At 71.6% G+C, this 20,721-nt stretch carries 16 protein-coding genes; 11 read left to right on the forward strand and 5 right to left on the reverse strand.

Features of this window, described 5'->3' with window-relative positions; translation table 11 throughout:
• Positions 1-86: 86 nt before the first annotated feature.
• The 10 genes from F6J85_RS03965 to F6J85_RS04010 all read left to right on the forward strand — a co-directional run bounded on the left by F6J85_RS03965 (position 87) and on the right by F6J85_RS04010 (position 13,502).
• On the forward strand, positions 87-1,142 hold the full coding sequence (locus F6J85_RS03965; RefSeq protein WP_150923922.1) for a LacI family DNA-binding transcriptional regulator: 1,056 nt from the start codon (positions 87-89) through the stop codon (positions 1,140-1,142).
• Position 1,143: 1 nt separating this feature from the next.
• On the forward strand, positions 1,144-2,427 hold the full coding sequence (locus F6J85_RS03970) for an extracellular solute-binding protein (protein ID WP_150923923.1): 1,284 nt from the start codon (positions 1,144-1,146) through the stop codon (positions 2,425-2,427).
• 1 nt (position 2,428) lies between these two features.
• Positions 2,429-3,400, forward strand: coding sequence for a carbohydrate ABC transporter permease (locus F6J85_RS03975; RefSeq protein WP_150923924.1), 972 nt, complete (start codon positions 2,429-2,431; stop codon positions 3,398-3,400).
• Positions 3,397-4,236 carry a carbohydrate ABC transporter permease gene (locus tag F6J85_RS03980; RefSeq protein WP_150923925.1) on the forward strand — a complete coding sequence of 280 codons (840 nt, stop codon included), beginning with the start codon at positions 3,397-3,399 and terminating at the stop codon, positions 4,234-4,236. The genes F6J85_RS03975 and F6J85_RS03980 overlap by 4 nt, the downstream gene beginning before the upstream one ends.
• The gene (locus tag F6J85_RS03985) at positions 4,233-5,309 is read left to right on the forward strand and encodes a glycoside hydrolase family 130 protein (RefSeq protein WP_150923926.1); all 1,077 of its coding nucleotides are present in this window, start codon (positions 4,233-4,235) and stop codon (positions 5,307-5,309) included. Before F6J85_RS03980 ends, F6J85_RS03985 begins: the two co-directional genes overlap by 4 nt.
• Before the next feature lie 17 nt (positions 5,310-5,326).
• Positions 5,327-7,360, forward strand: a complete 2,034-nt coding sequence (locus F6J85_RS03990; RefSeq protein WP_150923927.1) for a hypothetical protein — start codon at positions 5,327-5,329, stop codon at positions 7,358-7,360.
• Positions 7,361-7,432: 72 nt separating this feature from the next.
• Positions 7,433-9,025: a DNA-3-methyladenine glycosylase 2 family protein gene (locus F6J85_RS03995; protein WP_150923928.1), complete on the forward strand. Its 1,593-nt coding sequence runs from the start codon at positions 7,433-7,435 to the stop codon at positions 9,023-9,025.
• The gene (locus F6J85_RS04000) at positions 9,022-9,534 is read left to right on the forward strand and encodes a methylated-DNA--[protein]-cysteine S-methyltransferase (RefSeq protein ID WP_150923929.1); all 513 of its coding nucleotides are present in this window, start codon (positions 9,022-9,024) and stop codon (positions 9,532-9,534) included. Before F6J85_RS03995 ends, F6J85_RS04000 begins: the two co-directional genes overlap by 4 nt.
• A 312-nt stretch (positions 9,535-9,846) precedes the next feature.
• Positions 9,847-11,688: an ABC transporter ATP-binding protein gene (locus tag F6J85_RS04005; protein WP_150923930.1), complete on the forward strand. Its 1,842-nt coding sequence runs from the start codon at positions 9,847-9,849 to the stop codon at positions 11,686-11,688.
• Positions 11,685-13,502 carry an ABC transporter ATP-binding protein gene (locus tag F6J85_RS04010; RefSeq protein ID WP_150923931.1) on the forward strand — a complete coding sequence of 606 codons (1,818 nt, stop codon included), beginning with the start codon at positions 11,685-11,687 and terminating at the stop codon, positions 13,500-13,502. Before F6J85_RS04005 ends, F6J85_RS04010 begins: the two co-directional genes overlap by 4 nt.
• 156 nt (positions 13,503-13,658) lie before the next feature.
• Here the strand turns inward: F6J85_RS04010 and F6J85_RS04015 are convergent, their stop codons facing one another.
• Both F6J85_RS04015 and F6J85_RS04020 read right to left on the reverse strand, forming a co-directional pair.
• On the reverse strand, positions 13,659-14,510 hold the full coding sequence (locus tag F6J85_RS04015; RefSeq protein ID WP_150923932.1) for an endonuclease domain-containing protein: 852 nt from the start codon (positions 14,508-14,510) through the stop codon (positions 13,659-13,661).
• 223 nt (positions 14,511-14,733) lie between these two features.
• Positions 14,734-15,186, reverse strand: a complete 453-nt coding sequence (locus F6J85_RS04020; protein WP_150922071.1) for a GNAT family N-acetyltransferase — start codon at positions 15,184-15,186, stop codon at positions 14,734-14,736.
• Positions 15,187-15,324: 138 nt separating this feature from the next.
• Between F6J85_RS04020 and F6J85_RS04025 the strand changes: the two genes are divergently transcribed.
• The gene (locus F6J85_RS04025) at positions 15,325-17,544 is read left to right on the forward strand and encodes an NADP-dependent isocitrate dehydrogenase (protein WP_150923933.1); all 2,220 of its coding nucleotides are present in this window, start codon (positions 15,325-15,327) and stop codon (positions 17,542-17,544) included.
• Positions 17,545-17,596: 52 nt separating this feature from the next.
• Here F6J85_RS04025 and F6J85_RS04030 read toward each other — a convergent pair whose 3' ends face one another.
• The 3 genes from F6J85_RS04030 to F6J85_RS04040 all read right to left on the reverse strand — a co-directional run bounded on the left by F6J85_RS04030 (position 17,597) and on the right by F6J85_RS04040 (position 20,582).
• Complete coding sequence (locus tag F6J85_RS04030) at positions 17,597-18,565, reverse strand: acetylxylan esterase (RefSeq protein ID WP_150923934.1); 969 nt, start codon at positions 18,563-18,565, stop codon at positions 17,597-17,599.
• A 28-nt stretch (positions 18,566-18,593) separates the two neighbouring features.
• Entirely contained in the window at positions 18,594-20,039 is a 1,446-nt protein-coding gene (locus F6J85_RS04035; RefSeq protein ID WP_150923935.1) for a L,D-transpeptidase family protein, read from the reverse strand.
• A 72-nt stretch (positions 20,040-20,111) separates the two neighbouring features.
• A complete protein-coding gene (locus F6J85_RS04040; protein ID WP_150923936.1) occupies positions 20,112-20,582 on the reverse strand; it encodes a hypothetical protein in 471 nt (156 codons plus the stop codon).
• Positions 20,583-20,721 lie beyond the last annotated feature (139 nt).

Raw genomic sequence — 20,721 nt, forward strand, 5'->3', positions numbered from 1 at the left:
CAAGGCCTGTCGGCGCACTCCTGAACCGGTTTAGATCGGGGCGTCACGGGAGCCGACCACGGCGCGGATGTCACGAAGGAGTGCGGATGGGACACGCCCAGCGAGCCACGATCGCCGATGTCGCCCGGCGGGCGGGCGTGAGCAAAGGCCTGGTGTCCTTCGCGCTGAACAACCGCTCGGGCGTCGCACCCGAGACGCGCACGCGCATCCTCGCCGCCGCGAGCGAGCTGGGGTGGTCGCCGAGTGTCCGCGGCCGCTCGCTCAGCGTCGGACGGGCATTCGCGTGCGGGCTGGTGATCGGACGCAGCCCCGACGTCATCGCCGCCGACCCCTTCTTCCCCGCCTTCATCGCCGGACTGGAGGACGCGTTCTCCGTCTCCGGCCAGGCGCTCGTCCTGGCCGTCGCAACGCCCGGCCGCCACGAGGCCGAGACCTACCGCGGCCTTGCCGCCGATCGACGCGTGGACGGCGTCATCCTCACCGACCTGCGGGTGGACGATCCGCGCATCTCCCTCGTCGCCGAGCTCGGGCTGTCGGCCGTGACCCTCGGCGTGCCCGGCGGGCCGAGCCCGTTCTCCTCGGTGTGCTCCGACGACGGGGTGGGGATCCGACTGGCCGTGGAGCACCTCGCCGGTCTCGGCCACCGCGACATCGCGCACGTCGCCGGTCCCGCCGAGCTGCTGCACGCCGCTCGGCGGCGCACGGCCTTCGACGTCGCCGCCGCGGAGCTCGGCCTGCGCTCCACCGTCGTGGAGACCGACTTCAGCGCGGCCGACGGAGCCCGCGCGACCGCGACACTCCTCGGCGCCGCCGAGCCGCCCACCGCGATCGTGTACTCGAACGACAGCATGGCCCTCGCGGGCATGGGGGTCGCCCAGCAGCGCGGGCTCTCGGTGCCGCGCGATCTGTCCATCACCGGGTTCGACGACACCGAGATGGGCCGGCACGTCCACCCCTCGCTCACGAGCGTGGCGACGGATGTGCGGGGCTGGGGTGCGATCGCCGCACGCACGCTGCTCGTGGCAGTCGCCGGCGGCGCGGCCGAGCACATCACGCTTCCCGACCCTCGCCTGGTCATCCGGGCCTCGACCTGCCCGCCTTTGGACACCGCGACCTCGGCCGCATCTTTGGAAGGAGATTGACATGCGACGACGCATCCTGATCACCGCCGCGACGGCAACCGGCATCCTCGCTCTCACCGCCTGCGGCGGGGGAGGCGGTGGCGGTGGCGGCACGGAGGGCCGGGGCGACATCACCATCTGGTACTCCAACAACGAGTCGGAGATCGCGTGGGGCGAGCAGATGGTGGAGGCCTGGAACAGTGAGAACCCCGACGAGCAGATCCGCGCGCAGGAGATCCCGGCCGGCTCGTCCAGCGAAGAGGTGATCGGCGCGGCGATCACCGCCGGGAACGCGCCGTGCCTGATCTTCAACACCTCTCCCGCCGCCGTCCCGGGCTTCCAGCGCCAGGGCGGCCTGGTGAACCTGTCGGAGTTCGAGGACGGCGACGACTACATCACCGAGCGCAGCGGCGACGTGGCCGAGCAGTACCGCTCTGAGGACGGCGACTTCTACCAGATGCCGTGGAAATCCAACCCCGTCGTGATCTTCGACAACAAGGCGCTGTTCGCCCAGGCGGGCCTCGACCCCGAGAACCCGGCCCTGTCGACCTACGACGAGTTCCTGCAGACCGCCCGCACCCTCAAGGGAGCCGGCGTCGCGGACTTCGCGATCAACCCCGCTCCCACGAGTGAGTTCTTCCAGTCGTGGTTCGACTTCTACCCGCTCTACGCGGCGCAGACGGGCGGCACGCAGCTGGTCGAGGAGGGCGAAGCGACCTTCGACGACGAGGACGGCGCCGCCGTCGCGGAGTTCTGGCGCACCCTGTACGCCGAGCAGCTCGCCGGCAACGAGCAGTACCAGGGCGACGCGTTCGCCGACGGATACGCGGCGATGGCGATCGTCGGACCGTGGGCGATCAACGTGTACGGCGAGGACGTCGACTGGGGTGCCGTCCCGGTGCCGACGCAGGACGGCACCGACCCCGCCGAGACCTGGACCTTCAGCGACGCGAAGAACGTGGGCATGTTCACCGCATGCGAGAACCAGGCCACCGCGTGGGACGTGCTGAAATTCGCCACCAGTGAGGAGCAGGACGGCATCTGGCTGGAGGAGACCGGGCAGATGCCGCTGCGTCAGGACCTCAGCGAGACCTACGCCGACTTCTTCGAGGGCAACCCCGCTTATGCGCTGTTCGGCGACCAGGCCGCACGCACGGTCGAGGTGCCCAACGTGCCCAACTCGGTGGAGATCTGGCAGGCGTTCCGAGACGGGTACTCCCGTGCGGTGATCTTCGGCGAGGACGACGTGCAGACCTTCCTCACCGACGGCGCCGAGAAGGTCGACGAGCTGGCAGCGGGGGACTGACATGACCGCCGAGGTCGTGCCGGGGCAGCAGGCGGCACCGGCCGCCGACGCCCCGGCCGCCCCCGCGGGCGGGGGTCGCCCGCGCCCGCGCCGGCGCGGACTGCTCGGGGAGAACCCGCTCGGGATCCTCTTCTCCGCCCCCTACATCGTGTTCGTGGCGGTGGTCTTCGCCTACCCGATCGTCTTCGCGGTGTGGATGTCGTTCCAGGACTACTTCTTCGCCGCACCCGGCGCGGTGGTGGAGCGTCCGTTCGTCGGGTTCGCGAACTACGTCACGGCGGTCACCGATCCCGCGGTGTGGCGGTCTTTCCTCAACGTCGGCATCTTCCTCATCATCAACGTGCCCCTCACCGTGGTGCTCTCGCTCCTTCTGGCTTCAGCGCTGGACCGGGTCGTCAAGGCGCGCACGTTCTTTCGGGTCAGCTACTACGTGCCGTACGTCAGCGCCTCGGTGGCCGTCGTGGCGGTCTGGCTGTTCCTGTTCTCCAACAACGGACTCGTCAACAACATCCTCGGTCCCCTCGCTCCCGACCCGTCGTGGCTGGTGAACTCCGCCCTCGCGATGCCGACGATCGCGCTGTTCGTGACGTGGAAGGGGCTCGGGTTCTACATCCTGCTCTACCTCGCGGCGCTGCAGAACGTCCCCAGGGAACTGTACGAATCGGTCTCGGTCGACGGCGGCGGCCGCATCCGCCAGTTCTTCTCGGTGACCGTCCCCGGGGTGCGCCCCGCGACGCTGCTGGTGGTGCTGCTGGCCACCATCACGGGCGCCAACCTGTTCACCGAGCCGTATCTGCTCACCGGCGGCGGCGGCCCGAACGGCGCCTCCACCTCGCCCGTCCTGCTGATCTACCAGAAGGGCATCGAGCAGCAGAACCCGGATGTCGCGGCCGCGATCGGCGTGATCCTCATCTTCTTCGTCCTGATCATCGCCGCGATCCAGCGGCGCTTCGTGGGAGGGGAGGAGCGATGAGGCGCGCACTGGGCGGGAAGGTCGCGATGTACGTCGTGCTGTCGCTGGGCGCCGTGGCCTTCCTCTTCCCCTTCTACTACATGGTCATCGGGTCGTTGCAGACGGACGTGGACTCCACTCCCGCCGGCGCATTCCCCAACCCGGCGAACCTCACGGTGGAGAACTACGTCGTCATCAACGCGCGCATCAACCTGCTGCGGGGCCTGGTGAACTCCGGCATCTTCGCCGGCGGCGTCATCCTCGGGACGGTCGTGTTCGGGGTGCTCGCCGGTTACGCGCTCGCCGTGCTGCAGTGGCGCGGACGCGGGGCGGTGTTCTCGCTCGCGCTGCTGGTGCAGGTGATCCCGTTCCAGCTCCTGATGATCCCGCTGTACGTCATGATCGCGCGCGACTACGGCCTCTCCGACAGCTACCTCGGGATGATCCTGCCGTTCTTCATCAGCTCCACCGCCGTCGTGATCTTCCGGCAGTACTTCATGCAGCTGCCCCGCGAGCTCTTCGACGCGGCCCGCATCGACGGAGCGGGGGAGTTCCGCCTGCTGTGGAACGTGGCGCTGCCGCTGGTGCGTCCCGCGCTGCTGACGGTCGTGCTGCTGACCTTCATCGGGCCGTGGAACGAGTTCCTGTGGCCGTTCCTCATCACCAAGGAGGCGTCGATGCAGCCGCTGGCGGTGTCGCTGGCGAACTTCATCTCCAACATCGCCGCCTCCACGTCCAATCCGTTCGGCGCGATGATGGCCGGCGCCGTCGTGCTGGCGGCCCCCGCGGTCGCGCTGTTCCTGGTGTTCCAGCGGTACTTCACGTCGAACGATCTCGGATCGGGGGTGAAGGGATGACAGCGGCCGTGCCGTACCGGCTCACGCGCATCGGGATCGTGATGACCCCCGACCCCGACGACCCGGACGAGGTGGAGGGCGTGCTCAACCCGGGCTCAGGCCGCGGGCCGGATGGGGAGCTGTATCTCCTCCCGCGCCTCGTGGCCGCCGGCAACGTCTCGCGCGTGGGTCTGGCGCGCGTCGTGATCGAGGACGGAGTCCCGGTCGGAGTCGTCCGCGAGGGCGTCGTGCTCGCGCCCGACCGCGGCTGGGAGCGCGGCGCCGACCACGGCGGCGTCGAGGATCCGCGCATCACGTGGATCGACGCGGTCGGGGTGCACGTCATGACCTACGTCGCCTTCGGCCCGCTCGGTCCGCGCACCGCGCTCGCCGTCTCGGACGACCTGCGTACGTGGCGGCGCCTCGGACCGGCCCTGTTCCGCTACCAGGACGACCTCGACACCGACTTGAACCTGTTCCACAACAAGGACACCGTGTTCTTCCCCGAGCCCGTCCGCGCTCCCGACGGCACGGAGGCGCTCGCCGTCCTGCACCGGCCGATGTGGGACCTGGGGGAGACCCGCCCAGGGCAGGGCGTGCGGCTGCCGGCGGGTGTGGAGGATCCCCGCCAGTCGATCTGGATCAGCTACGTGCCGCTGACTGCCGTGCGCGCCGACCTGGCGAACCTCACCCTGTGGGAGCAGCACCGGTTCGTCGCCGGTCCGCAGTTCCCGTTCGAGGCGCTGAAGATCGGCGGCGGGCCGCCACCGCTGCGCGTTCCCGAGGGCTGGCTCGTGCTGCACCACGGCGTCACCGGCGTCATCGACAACGCGTTCGCGCAGCAGCGGAACGTCAACTACGCCGCCGGTGCGCTCCTGCTGGATGCCGCCGACCCGGGCCGCGTCCTGGCACGCACCGCCGAGCCGCTGCTCGCCCCGGAGACGCCCGACGAGCGCAGCGGCATCGTGCCCAACGTCGTCTTCCCCACCGCGGTCGAGCAGATCGACGGCCGGTATTTCGTGTTCTACGGCATGGCCGACTCCAAGATCGGGGTCGCGCTGCTGGAACGCTCCGACGGTGGATCCCCACCCTGACCCGGAAGGACACCCTGATGCCCGCACGATGGAGTGCGCGCGCGACCGCCGCGATCGGCGCTCTCACGCTCGCCGTTCCGCTGCTCGTCGCAGCCCCCGCCTCGGCCTCCGCCCCCGCCCCAACGCCGGCCGCCGCGGCCGCCGCGGCGGCCCCGCTGACGAACCTCGCCCACCTCGACTTCCTGCTCGACGAGGCGACCCCGCCCGCCGACGTCCCCGGTCACACGACGTACCGGCTCGCCGAAGAGCCGGAGCTGATCCAGCCGTGGACCTACGCCGACGCCCGTGACGGCGGCACGTTCGAACGGGTCGGAGGGGGAGAGTTCGACCCGGCCACCGGGACGTGGGCGCAGGGCGCGTTCAACGCCGACGACACCGCCCGCGCCGCGGTGGTCTACCTGCGTCACTGGCGGCTGACCGGCGCGGACGACAGCCGGCAGACCGCGTACGAGCTGCTGCGCGCGCTCACCTACCTGCAGACCGCCGAGGGCCCGGACGCGGGCAACGTCGTCCTGTGGATGCAGCCGGACGGCACACTGAACCCCTCCGCGGAGCCCGTCGAACTGCCCGACCCGTCCGACAGCGGCCCCAGCTACTGGCTCGCGCGCACGATCTGGGCACTCGGCGAGGGATACGCCGCGTTCGCCGACGCCGATCCGGCTTTCGCGGCGTTCCTCGAGGAGCGCCTCTCGCTCTCCCTCACCGCGCTCCAACGCGATGTGCTGTCGCGATACGGGCAGTGGTCCACGGCCGACGGCATGCGCGTGCCCACGTGGCTCATCGTGGACGGGGCGGATGCGTCGGCCGAGGCCGTGCTCGGACTGGCCGCGCGCGTGCAGGCCCGGCCCGATGACACCGCCGCTGCCACCGCCCTCCGGCAACTGGCCGAGGGCATCGGCGCGATGGCGTCCGGCACGACCCGCGCGTGGCCCTACCGCGCGATCCTGCCGTGGGCGAAGTCGCCCGCGATCTGGCACGCCTGGGGGTCGCAGATGCCGGCGGCGCTGGCCGCGGCATCCGAGGCCCTCGGCGACCCGGCGCTGGCGGCACCGGCGATCGCCGACGCCGCCGTGTTCACCCCGACGCTGCTGACCGCCGGCGGCCCCGACAACGGCTGGAATCCCACGCCCGCCGACCGCGTGCAGATCGCGTACGGCGCGGATTCGCGCGTGCAGTCGCTCCTGGCGGTGGCGGATGCGACGGGCTCGACGGCGTTCACCGAGCTCGCCGGAATCCAGGCCGCGTGGTTCTTCGGAGCCAATCATGCCGGTGCCCGCATGTACGATCCGGCGACGGGTGTCACCTTCGACGGGCTGCAGCCCGACGGCAGCGTCAACCGCAACAGCGGCGCGGAATCCACGATCCACGGGCTGCTCACCGCCCTCGCCCTGGACGCGCGGCCCGACGTGGCGGCACGGGCCACGACGGTCACCGAGATCACCGCCCGCGACGGGCTGGAGTTCGTCGAGGCGGAGAGCGCGAGCGAGACGAACGGGACGGTCAGCACGCCGGAGGCGTGGACGGGCGAGTCGGGGTGGTCGGGCGATGCGCTCACCCTCACGCGCGGCCAGCGCGCGGTGTTCGACATCGGCACCGACGCCACGCGCCGCTGGGTCGAGCCGGTGGTCTGGTCGCTCCCGGGGAAGCGGACCACGTCGCTCTGGCGGGGCGGGGGCCTGCCGAGCGGACTCCTGCGGCTGACGGGCCCGGAGCAGGGCATCTCGCCCACGCCCGGTGCGCTGCTGCCGCAGTCGCTGCAGGCCCCGGTGCTGGGCGACCGATCGCGGCTGCGCGTCGACGTGCTGTCGGGCGAGCTCGTGCTGGACGGGATCCTCGTGCGTCCGGTCGTGTCGCGGCTGGTCGTGGCGGGGGAGGGGGGCCGCACCGAGCTCGTGCACTCCAGCGCGGCGCTGCCGCAGCCGGCGACGGTGGACGGCGGCGGGATCGTGCGCGTCTACGACGACGAGGGCGCCCTCCTGCGCACGCACCCCTACGAGGGCCGGACGACGATCGTCCTCCCGCCCGGAGGCCTGGCCATCGCGACCGGCTGACCCCGCCCGGGGCGCGCAGGCCGTGTCCGATTTCCGCCAGCCGGCGGGGGAGGGGCGTGGCAGGGTGGAGGCATGAGCACCGCCGGGATGACCTTCGATGAGCGGTACCGCGTCATCCAGTCGCGCGACCGCCGCTTCGACGGGCAGTTCGTCACGGCCGTGCGTACGACGGGCATCTACTGCCGGCCGAGCTGCCCGGCCCGGACCCCGAAACCCGCCCACGTCACGTTCTTCGCGACGTCGGCCGCGGCGCACGAGGCGGGGTTCCGCGCGTGCCGGCGCTGCCTGCCGGAGGCGGCGCCGGGGTCGCCGGAGTGGAACGTGCGCGGCGACGTCACCGCCCGTGCCATGCGTCTCATCGCCGAAGGCGTCGTCGACCGCGAAGGCGTGCCGGGGCTCGCGCGGCGCCTGGGGTACTCCTCGCGGCACCTCACCCGCCTGCTCACGGCGGAGCTCGGCGCCGGTCCCCTCGCCCTCAGCCGCGCGCACCGCGCGCACACCGCTCGCATGCTGCTGGTGGGCACCGACCTTTCCGCCGCCGACGTCGCCTTCTCGGCCGGGTTCGCCAGCGTCCGGCAGTTCAACGAGACCGTCGGCGAGGTGTTCGGGATGCCGCCGCTGCAGCTGCGTGCCCGCCGCCGGTCGACCGACTCGGTGGGCGGGGCGATCGACCTCGTCCTCCCGCACCGTGGCCCGCTGGATGCCGATGGGCTGTTCGCGTGGATGTCGGCGCGCGCCCTTCCCGGCGTGGAGACGGCGGATGCGGCGCACTTCGCCCGCGCGCTACGCCTTCCCGGCGGCCCCGGCTGGTTCGCGCTGCGGGTGGACGAGTCCGGACGCGTGCGGTTGCGCGCGCGCCTCGCGCGCCTGTCCGACCTGTCGGCCCTGGTCACGCTGGCCCGGCGGCTGTTCGACCTCGACGCCGACCCGGTCGCGATCGACGACGCGCTCGCACAGCATCCGGAACTGGCCCCGCTCGTGGCCAAGACACCGGGAATCCGCGTGCCGGGGGCGGCGGATCCGCACGAGATGCTCATCCGCGCCATGGTCGGCCAGCAGATCACCGTGGCCGCTGCCCGCACGGCGCTGACGGCGCTGGCCGATGCCCTGGGCGAGCGCGTCGCCGCCGTCGAGGGCACCTCCGTGCTGTTCCCGACGATGGCGGCGATCGCCGAGCGCGGGCACGAGGTGCTGCGCGGACCCGCGGCCCGCATCCGCGCCGTCACCGGCGCTGCCGCCGCACTCGCGTCGGGAGACCTCGTCCTCACCAGCGGCGACGACCGCGCCGAGCAGCGCGCGGCGCTGCTCGCGCTGCCGGGGATCGGCCCGTGGACGGCGGACTACGTGCGCATGCGCGTGCTGGCCGACCCCGACGTGCTGCTGCCCGGAGACGTCGCCGCCCGCGCGGGCGCCGCCGCCGCGGGCCTGCCCGCCGATCCCGCCGGGCTCACGGCGTGGTCGACGCGGGTCGCGCCATGGCGCACGTACCTCACGGCCCACCTGTGGCGGGCAGCGCCCATCCGTCCGACCCGCGCGCAGAACTCAGGAAGAACCGCCGCACAGCGGCGCCGGGAGGTGCCGGAGGTGCCGGATCTCCTGAGTTCTGAACAGCCGTCTCGGCTGCCCACGTCCGCCGGAGCCGATACCGAGGAGGTCCTCGCATGACCACGACCGCCACCGCAGTCGCGACCCTGGAAACGGTCGCGACCCCCGACGGGGCATTCACGCTGCTCGCCGACGAGTCCGGTCACGTGCTGGCCTCGGGCTGGACGGCCGACCCCGACGCCCTGCTCGGGCGGCTTCCGGTGAGCCGCCGGCCGGGGCGCGTCGTCGCCGGCGGGACGGATGCTGCCGCCGCGGTCCGCGCGTACTACGACGGCGACATCGCCGCGATCGCAGCGGTCCCCGTGCGCCAGTTCGGCACGGCCCTGCAGCACGCGGGGTGGGAGGCCCTCCGCCGCATCCGGCCGGGGGAGCCGCTGACCTACACCGGCTTCGCCGCCGCACTCGGCCAGCCCGCCGCCGTGCGGGCGGCCGCATCCATCTGCGCGCGCAACGCCCCCGCACTGTTCGTGCCGTGCCACCGGGTGCTCCGCACGGACGGCTCGCTCGGCGGGTTCGCGTGGGGTCTTCCGGTCAAGCGGAGCCTGCTCGCGCGCGAAGCGACCTCGTGAACGGACCGGTTGTGCCCAGGAGATTCTCAGGTTAGGCTGGACGGCTGTCGCGCCGCGGTGCGGCACGTTCTCGCCCCGCCTGAGGAGGTTGCCATGGACACGACCGTTTCCGCTGCACAGCCGGTCGCCCTGCGCATCCGCTTCCGCGGGCGCTCGGAGCTGACCTCCGGATGGGCATTCGCCGCAGCATCCGCGGCATAACGCCGCCCGCATTTCCGTTTCCTCCTGCAAGCGGCTGACGGCCGCCCGTCGTCGAGCACGCTCGACCCCTTCACGCCCGATCCGGCGTCCAGCTCCCACCCTTCGAGGATCATGACTCGCTCTTCCACTCCCGCCCCGTCCACGATCCGCTCCCTCGCGCGGCTCCTGCCCTTCGCCAGGCCCGTCATCGGCCGCCTGTCGCTGGGCGCCATCAGCGCGCTTCTGGCAAGCCTCCTGGCGCTCGGCATCCCGCTCGTGCTCGAGGTCATCGTCGGCGAGAGCGGGCCGATCACCTCCGGTGACCCCGGCCTCATCGCCGTCGGCGCCGGCGCGATCCTCCTGCTCGGACTGCTCGAAGCACTCCTGGTCTGGGCACGCCGCTGGTTCGTGCTGGGACCGGCGACGCAGGTGGAGTACGAGCTGCGCACCGAGTTCTACTCCCGGCTGCAGCGCCTCCCGGTCTCCTTCCACGACCGCTGGCAGTCGGGGCAGCTGCTCAGCCGCATGATGCAGGACATCTCCGTCATCCGCCGGTGGCTGGCGTTCGGCCTGATCCTGCTCATCGTGAACCTCCTCACGATCGTCGCGGGCTCGGCGATCCTGTTCACGTGGCACTGGGTGCTGGGCGCCATCTTCGTCGTGTGCGCGCTGCCGCTGTGGATCGCCGGCTACCTCTTCGAGAAGCGCTACGGGATGCTGTCGCGCCAGAGTCAGGACCAGGCCGGTGACCTCGCGACCTCCGTCGAGGAGAGCGTCCACGGCATCCGCGTCCTGAAGGCGTTCGGCCGCGGCCGGCACGCGCTGCACAAGTTCGCCCGTCAGGCCGAGACCCTCCGCGAGACGGAGCTGGCCAAGGCCCGCGCGGTCGGCTGGATCTGGTTCTGGCTCGTGCTGCTGCCCGACATCGCGTTCGCGGTGTGCCTGGGCGCGGGCATCGTGCTCGTGGAGATGGGCGAGCTGCAGGTGGCGCAGCTCATCGCGTTCTTCGCGATGGCGACCATCCTGCGGTGGCCGGTGGAGTCCATCGGGTTCCTGTTCTCGTTCCTCGTGGATGCGCGTACGGCCACCGACCGCATCTTCGAGGTGTTCGACGAACGCAATACCATCACCGATCCGGCGGAGCCTCGCACGATCGCCGACGTCCGGGGCGAGCTCGCGTTCGAGGGCGCGCACTTCCGGTACCAGGATGCTCCCGCCGCCACCCGAGACCTCCTCGACGGCATCGACCTCGTGCTGCGGCCGGGGGAGACGATGGCGCTGGTCGGGCTCACCGGATCCGGCAAGACCACCCTCACGACCCTCCCGGGGCGGCTCTACGACGTCACCGGCGGGCGCGTGACCCTGGACGGCGTGGACGTGCGCGACCTGGAACTGCGGGAGCTGCGGCGGCACGTCGGCATGGCGTTCGAAGACGCCACCCTGTTCTCCGCATCCGTGCGCGACAACGTGCTCCTCGGGCGCGAGGAGCTCGAGCCCGGCTCCGACGAGGCCGAAGCCGTGCTGCGCGAGGCGCTCGAGGTCGCCCAGGCCGGGTTCGTGTACGAGCTCCCGCGGGGCCTGGACACCGTCATCGGCGAGGAGGGGCTGAGCCTGTCGGGCGGTCAGCGTCAGCGGCTCGCTCTGGCCCGCGCCGTCGCCACGCGACCCGCCGTGCTCGTCCTGGACGACCCGCTGTCGGCGCTGGATGTCGACACCGAAGCGCTCGTCGAGGAGGCCCTGCGCCGCGTGCTGACCGATACCACCGCGCTCATCGTGGCGCACCGGCCGTCCACGGTCATGCTCGCCGACCGTGTCGCGCTGCTGCAGGGCGGCCGCATCACGGCGGTGGGCACGCACTCCGAGCTGCTGCGCGAAAGCGAGCACTACCGCCATGTGATCTCCAGCCTCGAGGTGGAGGCCCTGCGCAAGGCCGAGACCGGACGCATCCCGACCCAGCAGGAGGTGGCCCGATGAGCGCGACGACCGTCACCGGGACGAGCGGCGAAGACCGCTCCGACTACACGCGCGAGGAGAGCCGCGCCATCCGCCGCCGGTCGCTGCGGCTGCTCGGCTCGCTCGTGTCGCCGCTGCGGTGGCAGCTCGTGCTCGCCGGCGTCGTGCTGATCGTCTCCACCGCGCTGCGCGTGGCCGGGCCCGCCCTCGTCGGCTACGGCATCACCACTGCGCTGCCGGCCGTGGTCGACCGCATGGACTGGATGCCGGCGATCCTCGTCGTCGCGGTGTACCTGGTCACCGGCATCGCGGGGGCGGCGCTCATCGGCTGGTACGCCGTCGTCGCCGCGCGCCTGACGCAGGCGATCATGTTCGATCTGCGCAAGCGCATCTTCCTGCACACCCAGCGGCTCAGCCTGGAGTTCCACGAGTCGTACACGTCGGGGCGCATCATCTCGCGGCAGACCAGCGACCTCGACACCATCCGCGAGCTGCTGGACGGGGGGCTCAACGAGCTCGTGTCGGGCCTGCTGTACGGCGGGTTCACCCTCATCGCGCTGCTGCTGCTGGACTGGCAGTCCGGCGTCATCCTCCTCGTCATGGGAGTGCCGCTGTTCCTGCTCATGCGCTGGTTCTACCTGCGCTCGCAGGTGGTCTACCGCGAGTCGCGCGTGATCAGCGCGAAGGTGATCGTGAAGTTCGTCGAGACGATGACCGGGATCCGTGCGGTGAAGGCGTTCCGCAAGGAGCCGCGCAACGATGAGGAGTTCGGTGCGCTCGCGAGCGATTACCGCGACATCAACATGCGCAGCATCCGCCTGTTCGGAACCTTCGAGCCCGGCCTCATGGCCGTCGCGTCGGTGACCCTCGGCGTCGTCGTGCTGTGGGGCGGGCTGCGCGTGCTGGACGGCGCGCTGGCGCTCGGGTTCCTCCTGTCGGCCGTGCTGTACGTGCGCAACTTCTTCGCGCCCATGCAGGAGGTGGCGTTCTTCCTGAACTCCTACCAGTCGGCCACCGCGGCGCTGGAGAAGGTCTCCGGCGTGCTCGAGGAGCAGCCCACGGTGCCCGACCCCACGTCGCCGATCGACCTGTGGAAGGCGCGGGGGCATGTCCGGTTCGAGGACGTCGTCTTCGGCTATTCCGGCGACCGCGTCATCCTGCCGGACTTCTCCCTCGACATCCCCGCGGGGCAGACGATCGCGCTGGTGGGAACCACCGGTGCGGGCAAGTCGACGCTCGCCAAGCTGGTCGCACGGTTCTACGACCCCACGTCCGGGCGCGTGACGCTGGATGGCGTGGACCTGCGGTCGCTGCATCCGAAAGACCTGCGGCGGGCGATCGTCATGGTGACGCAGGAGGCGTATCTGTTCAGCGGCACGGTCGCCGACAACATCGCGCTCGGCAAGCCCGACGCGACGCTGGAGGAGATCAAGGCCGCGGCCCGCGCGGTCGGCGCGCACGAGTTCATCGAGGCGCTGCCCGACGGGTACGGCACCGACGTCAACAAGCGCGGCGGACGCGTGTCGGCGGGGCAGCGGCAGCTGATCTCGTTCGCTCGGGCGTTCCTGGCCGACCCGGCCGTGCTGATCCTCGACGAGGCGACCGCGTCGCTGGACATCCCGAGCGAGCGCCTCATCCAGGACGCGCTGCAGACGCTCCTGTCCGACCGCACCGCGATCATCATCGCCCACCGCCTGTCGACGGTCGCGATCGCCGATCGCGTACTCGTGATGGAGCACGGGCGCATCATCGAGGACGACGAGCCCGACACGCTCATCGCCGGCACCGGCCGGTTCGCGCAGCTGCACGCCGCGTGGCGCGAGTCCCTCGTCTGACCCCCGCGCCGCGCGGCCTGCACCGGGCGTGCCGCGCGCGCCCCGCGCCGCGCGCGCCCCGCGCCGCACCAAGGTCGGAGGATCGCACCCACGTCGGACGATGCGCGCCGCATGCTCCGACCTTGGTGCGATCCTCCGACGCGGCGGGGGTGGCCGTCAGGGGGCGAGGTGGGCGCCGGCCGCCATGGCGCGCGCAACCGTGCGCGCCACCGCCGGCCAGTCGTGCATGACCTGCGCGTACGTGAAGCGCAGCACGGTGTAGCCGCGCAGGCGCAGCTCGGCGTCGTGCGCGACGTCGCGCGTGCGGTCGGCCGAACCGGAATGGAAGCGATACCCGTCCACCTGCACCACGAGCCGGTCGCCGATGAGCACGTCCACCGGGCGCCCCGCGAGGATCACCTGCTGGCGGAACGGGACGCCCCACGCGCTCAGCCGGTAGGTGAAGAAGGTCTCCAGCCCCGAATCCGACAATCCCGTGACGCGGCCCGCGCACCACGCCGCATCCTGTGTGCTCCAGCGCACGCGGCGGAGGGCATCCACGTGCAGCCTCTCGATGCGCACCGCCGACTCCCACACCGCGAGCGCATCGGCGCGCGGAAGACAGGATGCGACGTGGGCGAGGGCGTCCTCCACCGACTCCTCCAGCGCGTGGCCCGAGACCGGTGCGATCGGCGTCGCCCAGTGCACGACGCCGTCGAACTCCTGCAGGCCGTCGGACCGGCCGTGCGGGCGCAGAGCCAGGTGCATCCTCCCGTCCACGTCGTCGGTCATCCACCAGCCGCGGCGCCGGGCGAGCGAGACGCACGCGATCCGACCGCCCGTCCGCGCTGCCGTCAGCTCCGCCGGCGGCGCCTCGGGGAGGGCGAGCCACACGCGGCGTACGCGCGTGATGCCCGTGTGCGGTCCCACCGCGGCGCGCAGCCGAGCGGGGGAGAACCCCGCATCCAGCGCCGCCTCGCGATGCGCGATGCCGCCCTGCCCGCGAAGCCACGCCGTCACATCCTGCATGCCGCCAGCCTCGCTCGAGCGGCGACGTGCACCTGCGCCTTACGCGCATCCTGGGGATGAGCGCCTGCTCAGGCCCCCTGGGGAGGAGGGGTGGGGCCACACGAGCGTCGGGGAATCCCACCGATGTCGGGCGATGCGGGCGGGATGCTCCGACCTCGGCGCGATCCTCCGACCGCGGTGAGCGGCGGAGGCCGACGCCCGCGCCGGGCCGCGCCGGGCCGGGCTAGAGGCGGATCTCGGCGATGACCTCGCCGTACTCGGTCTCGCCGGTGGGCGTGAAGCCCACGGCGTGGAAGAAGGCCTCGGGCCCGGCCTCGCCGGGCTCGTAGATGACGTCGACGTGGTCCATGCCGCGGGTGCGTGCCTCGGCGAGCAGGCTCTCCACCGCGAAGCGGCCGATGCCCCGGCCCTGGTCGTCGGCGTCGACGTTGATGCGCCACAGCACGGAGCGGAAGTGCTCCTGCGGGGCATCCGGGTCGAAGTTGGCGCTGACGAAGCCCACGACTTCATCGCCGTCGAGGATGACCCGCTGCCACGAGGTCTGCGGATTCACCACGGTCGCAGCGATGCCGTAGCTCAGCGGCGCGAGGAACTGTTCCTGCCCCGGTTTGAGCGACAGGGTGTTCACGGCGACGATCGTCGCGGCGGACAGTTCTTCGAGGCGGAGGGCGGCCATAGGCACAGGCTAGCCGGGAAGCGCGCGCGGGGGAAAGCGCGTTACCCCGCGGGTCCGAAGTATCTCGACGTCGAGATATCTGGTGGGCGTGCGATAGGCTGAGAGCCACCCCGCGACGCCCCATTGGAGAGACGACACGTGCCCGACTCCACCATCATCTACACCCACACCGACGAGGCTCCGGCCCTGGCGACCGCTTCGTTCCTGCCCATCGTGCAGGCCGTGACGCGGCAGGCGGGAGTCGACGTGGAAACGCGCGACATCTCCCTCGCCGGCCGCATCCTCGCCGCCTTCCCGCAGCGCCTCACGCCCGAGCAGCAGGTCGGTGACGCCCTCGCCGAGCTCGGGGGCCTGGCCACCCTGCCCGAGGCCAACATCATCAAGCTGCCGAACATCTCCGCCTCGATCCCGCAGCTGAAGGCCGCGATCGCCGAGCTGCAGTCGCAGGGTTACGACATCCCCGACTACCCGGACGAGCCGGCCTCGGCCGAAGACCAGGACATCCGCGCGCGGTACGACCGCATCAAGGGCTCGGCGGTGAACCCGGTGCTGCGCGAAGGCAACAGTGACCGCCGCGCGCCGCTGTCGGTGAAGAACTACGCGCGCAAGCACCCGCACCGCAACAAGGCGTTCCCGGAGGGTTCGAAGACCCGCGTCGCCACGCTCGGCCACGACGACTTCCGCTCCAACGAGAAGTCGGTCGTGATCGCCGACGACGACGTCCTCAGCATCCAGCACGTCGCCGCCGACGGCACCGTCACGGTCCTGAAGGAGGGCCTGAAGGTGCTTCCCGGTGAGATCGTGGATGCCACGTTCCTCTCCGCGAAGGCGCTGGATGCGTTCCTCGCCGAGACGCTCGAAGAGGCCAAGGCCGACGACGTCCTTTACTCGGTGCACCTGAAGGCCACGATGATGAAGGTCAGCGACCCGATCATCTTCGGTCACGTCGTCAAGGCGTTCTTCTCCGACGTGTTCGATCGCTACGGCGATGCCATCGCCGCGGCGGGGCTCACGGCCAACGACGGCCTCGGCGCGATCCTGTCGGGCCTGTCCTCGGTCGAGGGCGGCGAGGAGATCGCCGCGGCGATCACCGCCGACCTCCAGCGCGGCCCCCGGCTGTCCTACGTCAACTCGGACAAGGGCATCACGAACCTGCACGTGCCTTCCGACGTCATCGTCGACGCATCGATGCCGGCCCTCATCCGCAACGGCGGCAAGCTGTGGGGCGCCGACGGCGGCGAGGACGACACCGTCGCGGTCATCCCCGACTCGTCCTACGCGGGCGTGTACCAGGCGGTCATCGACGACGTGAACGCGCACGGGGCGCTGGACCCGGCGACCATCGGCACCGTCCCCAACGTCGGCCTCATGGCGCAGGCCGCCGAGGAGTACGGCAGCCACGACAAGACGTTCGAGATCTCCGCCCCCGGCGTGGTCCAGATCCGCGACTCCGCCGGCGACGTGCTCATCGAGCACGCCGTCGAGCCCGGCGACATCTGGCGTGCGACCCAGACCAAGGACGTCCCGGTGCGCGACTGGGTCAAGCTGGCCGTGTCCCGCGCGCGGGCGACCGGGTCGCCGGCGGTGTTCTGGCTCGACGCCTCCCGCGCCCACGACGCCCGGCTGATCGAGAAGGTCACGACGTACCTCGCCGAGCACGACACCGAGGGCCTGACGATCGAGATCCTGCCGCCGGTGGAGGCCACCCGCTACTCGCTCGAGCGCATGCGCCGCGGCGAAGACACCATCTCGGTGACCGGCAACGTGCTGCGCGACTACCTCACCGACCTGTTCCCGATCCTCGAGGTCGGCACCAGCGCCAAGATGCTCTCCATCGTGCCGCTCCTGGCCGGCGGCGGGCTGTTCGAGACCGGTGCGGGCGGCTCCGCCCCCAAGCACGTGCAGCAGCTCGTGGCCGAAGACTACCTGCGCTGGGATTCGCTCGGGGAGTTCTTCGCCCTCGCCGCTTCCCTCGAGCACCTGGCGACCACCACCGGCAACGCGAAGGCGCAGGTGCTGGCCGACACGCTGGATGCGGCGACCGGCACGTTCCTGGAGAACGACAAGTCGCCCGGCCGCGCGCTCGGCACGATCGACAACCGCGGCAGCCACTTCTACCTCGCGCTGTACTGGGCGCAGGAGCTGGCCCGTCAGAGCGCCGACGCCGACCTCGCCGCCGTGTTCGGCCCTGTTGCCGAGGCCCTGGCCGCGAACGAGCAGAAGGTCGTCGAGGAGCTCCTCGCCGTGCAGGGCTCGCCGGTGGACATCGGCGGCTACTACCACCCCGATGCCGACAAGGTCGTGGCGGTCATGCGCCCCTCGGCCACCCTCAACGGGATCGTCGACGCGATCGCCTGACCGGCTGATACGACGAAGAGCGGATGCCCCGGGGCATCCGCTCTTCGTCTTGTCAGGACAGGCGCTCGGCCAGCCACGCCACCTGTCGCGTGAGCTGGTACGCCTGACCGCCCTCGTGGTCGTTGTGCGGGAAGACGTCGATCTCGCGGGGGCCGGTGTAGGCGTTGTACGCGGCGAAGACGGTCGAGGGCGGGCACGTCTGATCCAGCAGAGCGGTGGAGAACAGCGCCGGCGCGTCCGCGCGCCGCGCGAAATTCACGCCGTCCAGGTACGACAGCGTGCGGAACACCGTCGCCTCGGCTCCCCGGTGCACCGCCAGGTAGCGCACGACCTCGTGGTAGGGATCGCGGTCGGTGAGCCCCACCGCCCGCTCGAAGTGGCACAGGAACGGGACATCCGGCATGACGCCCACCAGGCCCGAGCACAGCCCTGCCGCCGCCAGCGCGATGCCGCCGCCCTGGCTGCCGCCGGTCACCGCGATGCGGTCGGGGTCGGCGCCGGGGAGGAGGCGCGCGGCGTCGACGGCGCGCACGGCGTCGGTGAACACGCGGCGGTAGTAGTGGTCGACGGGATCGTCGATACCGCGCGTGAGGTATCCGGGGGTCGCCGGACCGGCGCCGTGCGGATCGGCGGTGTCGCCGCCGGTGCCCCAGCCCGAACCCTGACCGCGCGTATCCATGACGAGGTGGCCGTAGCCGGCTGACGACCATGCGAGGCGGTCCACGGGCAGCCCGCGGCCGCCGCCGTAGCCGAGGAACTCCACGACCACCGGAAGCGACTCGGCGCGGCCGGCGGGGCGCAGGTACCACGCCTTGACCGGATCGCCGGCGAACCCGGGGAACGTCACGTCCCACACGTCGATGGTGCGCAGCATCGTGGCCGCGCGGGTGACGACGATCTCGCCCCCGGCAGCGCGGGATTCGGCGAGCGTGCGGCCCCAGAAGGCGTCGAAGTCGTCGGGCTCGGCGACCTCCGGCCGGTACTGCTCCAGTTCGCTCAGCGGCAGGTCGAATCGCGGCATCCCGCCACGATAGCGCGCCGCGCGCGGGTCAGTAGTGAACGGAGACCTGCGTGCCCTGGGGCGCCCAGTCGTAGATGAACTTCGCGGCGTTGACCGGGAGATTCACGCAGCCGTGGCTCATCACGTTGCCGAAGTTGTTGTGCCAGTACGCTCCATGGAAGGCCTGGTCGCCGTTGAAATACGACACCCACGGCACGTTCTCGGTACAGTACGGTGCGCCGGGGAAGCACCCCATGTCCTGCATCGGCGTCTTCCAGCCGATGCGGAAGCTGCCGGGCAGCGTGGGGGAGCCGGGAAGGCCCGACGACATCGCCCACGACTGCACGACCTGGTCGTTCTCGTAGAGGGTCGTGCGCTGCGCGCTGAGGTTCACGTCGATGCGGCGGACGAGCGCCGTCGTGGCGAACTCGCTCTCGGTGACGGTGAGGGGGAAGGCGGCTTCGCCCTCACCGAGCATGCCCGCGAAGCGGTCGGCGATCCCGTCGGTGCTCTCCAGGGCGCGGCCGGTCACGCCCGCGGTCTGCTCGCGCAGGACCTCGCCGGCGGTGTCGGTGATCACGGTGGCGTTGATCGCCTCCCGGTTGACGGCGGCCGGCAGTGCGTCGACGACCGGCTGGATGGCGGCAGCATCGGCGGTGACGACGAAGTCGCCGTCTTCGGCGGTGACGCTCAGCCAGGATGCGGCGACCGTGCGGTCGACGGGGACCGTCCGCTCCTCGCCGACGTAGAAGCCGACGACATCGAGCATGCCGTTGAGGCTCGTCGCGATCGCGGTGGCCTCCTCCGTCGTGGCGGCCGCCGGCACGGGTGCGATGGTGGTCTCGAGCGAGGCGGTGGCGGCGCCGGAGTCGAACGCGGCCTGCAGCCCCTCCTGGACGGCGGCGAGGTCGATGCCTTCGCCGGTCTGAGCCTCGGTGACGACGTAGCCGGCGGAGGCCGGGTCGAAGGACACGGCGGCGTCGACGGGGTCGACGTAGAGGTCGCCGGCGACGGCGCGCAGCGCCTCGGTCGCGCGGGACTCGTCGAGCGTGACCGGCACATCGATGCCGGCGGGGAACCATGTGGACGGGTTCCACATGGGGTGCTCGGCGAAGGCGGCCTCCGCGGCGGCGGTGGCGTCCACCGTCGCACCCAGGTCGGCTCCGGTGATCTGGAACTGCCCGTCGGGACCCTCGAAGACGAGCGTGGTCTCGGCCAGGCGAGCGGTGATGGCATCGGAGGCGGCGCCGGCGGTCAGGCCCCCCACGTTCACCCCTGCCACGGTCGTGCCGGGTGCGATCAGCACGAGGGACGCGGCCACGAGAGCGACGGCGGTGGCGCCAGCGGGAAGACCGATCCACAGGAGCGCCCGCTTCTTCGGGTGATGCGGTTCGGCCGGGGCCCACTGGTACTCGGAAGCGTCACCGTCGCCGGGTGAGGCGGCGTCGTGCGCGCGCTCTTCGTCGGCGTCGGGTCTCGTGGCGAGATCCGTCATGTCGTGGCACCCCTTCTCGTCATTCCATGGTAAGGGAGCATCCCCTTCCGGGACGCAACGTTCCGATCACGGTCACCCGGTCTCGCACAACTCCTGGTAGGCGGCGGCCGACTCCTGGAGCTGTGCACTCAGGGCCGAGACCTCGGCTGCACGCGACACGTCCCCCTCCGCCATGGCGGCCATCGCCTCCGCGGCCTGGGCGAACATGTCGCGCAGGGGTGGGAGGAGTGCGGCCACGTCGTCGTTGGTGACCTGCGCCGAGATCGTCCCGAGCTCGGTGGAGGCGGACTCCATCGCGGTGACGACGGACGTCGGATCAGCGGGGTCGGCGTCGGCGAACGAGGATGTCGCCGAGTCGATGGACTGCTGCACGACCCCGCACGCGTCGGATGTCGACTGACCTGCGTCGCCGGGGGTGTCCGCAGCGGGCGTGGATGCTGCGGGGGAGCCGCCGGCGGATGGCCCGGTGCATCCGGCCAGCGCGGCGGTGAGGGCGAGCGCCGCGACGAGGGGGAGCGCGCGGAGGGGATGGCGACGGCTCATGGGTCTCCTCGGTCCAGGAGTGCACCACCCTAAGCGCCCCTGATCGCGCCCGTCCGGTGGTGGGGACGACGACTCGACAAATCCCGCTCGGAAGTGACGAAAGTCCTTGCGCCCAGGTTAGTTCGTAAGGTCTACTAAC

Origin of the sequence: Microbacterium lushaniae (assembly GCF_008727775.1) — a bacterium.
Taxonomy (GTDB): Bacteria; Actinomycetota; Actinomycetes; order Actinomycetales; family Microbacteriaceae; genus Microbacterium; species Microbacterium lushaniae.

Excerpts from the sequence above, each read along its gene's own strand:
- F6J85_RS03990 (WP_150923927.1), top strand. The coding sequence starts at position 5,327 with ATGCCCGCACGATGGAGTGCGCGCGCGACCGCCGCGATCGGCGCTCTC.
- F6J85_RS04005 (WP_150923930.1), top strand. The coding sequence starts at position 9,847 with ATGACTCGCTCTTCCACTCCCGCCCCGTCCACGATCCGCTCCCTCGCG.
- F6J85_RS04010 (WP_150923931.1), top strand. The coding sequence starts at position 11,685 with ATGAGCGCGACGACCGTCACCGGGACGAGCGGCGAAGACCGCTCCGAC.
- F6J85_RS04035 (WP_150923935.1), bottom strand. The coding sequence starts at position 20,039 with ATGACGGATCTCGCCACGAGACCCGACGCCGACGAAGAGCGCGCGCAC.
- F6J85_RS04020 (WP_150922071.1), bottom strand. The coding sequence starts at position 15,186 with ATGGCCGCCCTCCGCCTCGAAGAACTGTCCGCCGCGACGATCGTCGCC.
- F6J85_RS03970 (WP_150923923.1), top strand. The coding sequence starts at position 1,144 with ATGCGACGACGCATCCTGATCACCGCCGCGACGGCAACCGGCATCCTC.
- F6J85_RS03980 (WP_150923925.1), top strand. The coding sequence starts at position 3,397 with ATGAGGCGCGCACTGGGCGGGAAGGTCGCGATGTACGTCGTGCTGTCG.
- F6J85_RS04000 (WP_150923929.1), top strand. The coding sequence starts at position 9,022 with ATGACCACGACCGCCACCGCAGTCGCGACCCTGGAAACGGTCGCGACC.
- F6J85_RS04030 (WP_150923934.1), bottom strand. The coding sequence starts at position 18,565 with ATGCCGCGATTCGACCTGCCGCTGAGCGAACTGGAGCAGTACCGGCCG.
- F6J85_RS04040 (WP_150923936.1), bottom strand. The coding sequence starts at position 20,582 with ATGAGCCGTCGCCATCCCCTCCGCGCGCTCCCCCTCGTCGCGGCGCTC.
- F6J85_RS04015 (WP_150923932.1), bottom strand. The coding sequence starts at position 14,510 with ATGCAGGATGTGACGGCGTGGCTTCGCGGGCAGGGCGGCATCGCGCAT.
- F6J85_RS03965 (WP_150923922.1), top strand. The coding sequence starts at position 87 with ATGGGACACGCCCAGCGAGCCACGATCGCCGATGTCGCCCGGCGGGCG.
- F6J85_RS03985 (WP_150923926.1), top strand. The coding sequence starts at position 4,233 with ATGACAGCGGCCGTGCCGTACCGGCTCACGCGCATCGGGATCGTGATG.
- F6J85_RS03995 (WP_150923928.1), top strand. The coding sequence starts at position 7,433 with ATGAGCACCGCCGGGATGACCTTCGATGAGCGGTACCGCGTCATCCAG.
- F6J85_RS03975 (WP_150923924.1), top strand. The coding sequence starts at position 2,429 with ATGACCGCCGAGGTCGTGCCGGGGCAGCAGGCGGCACCGGCCGCCGAC.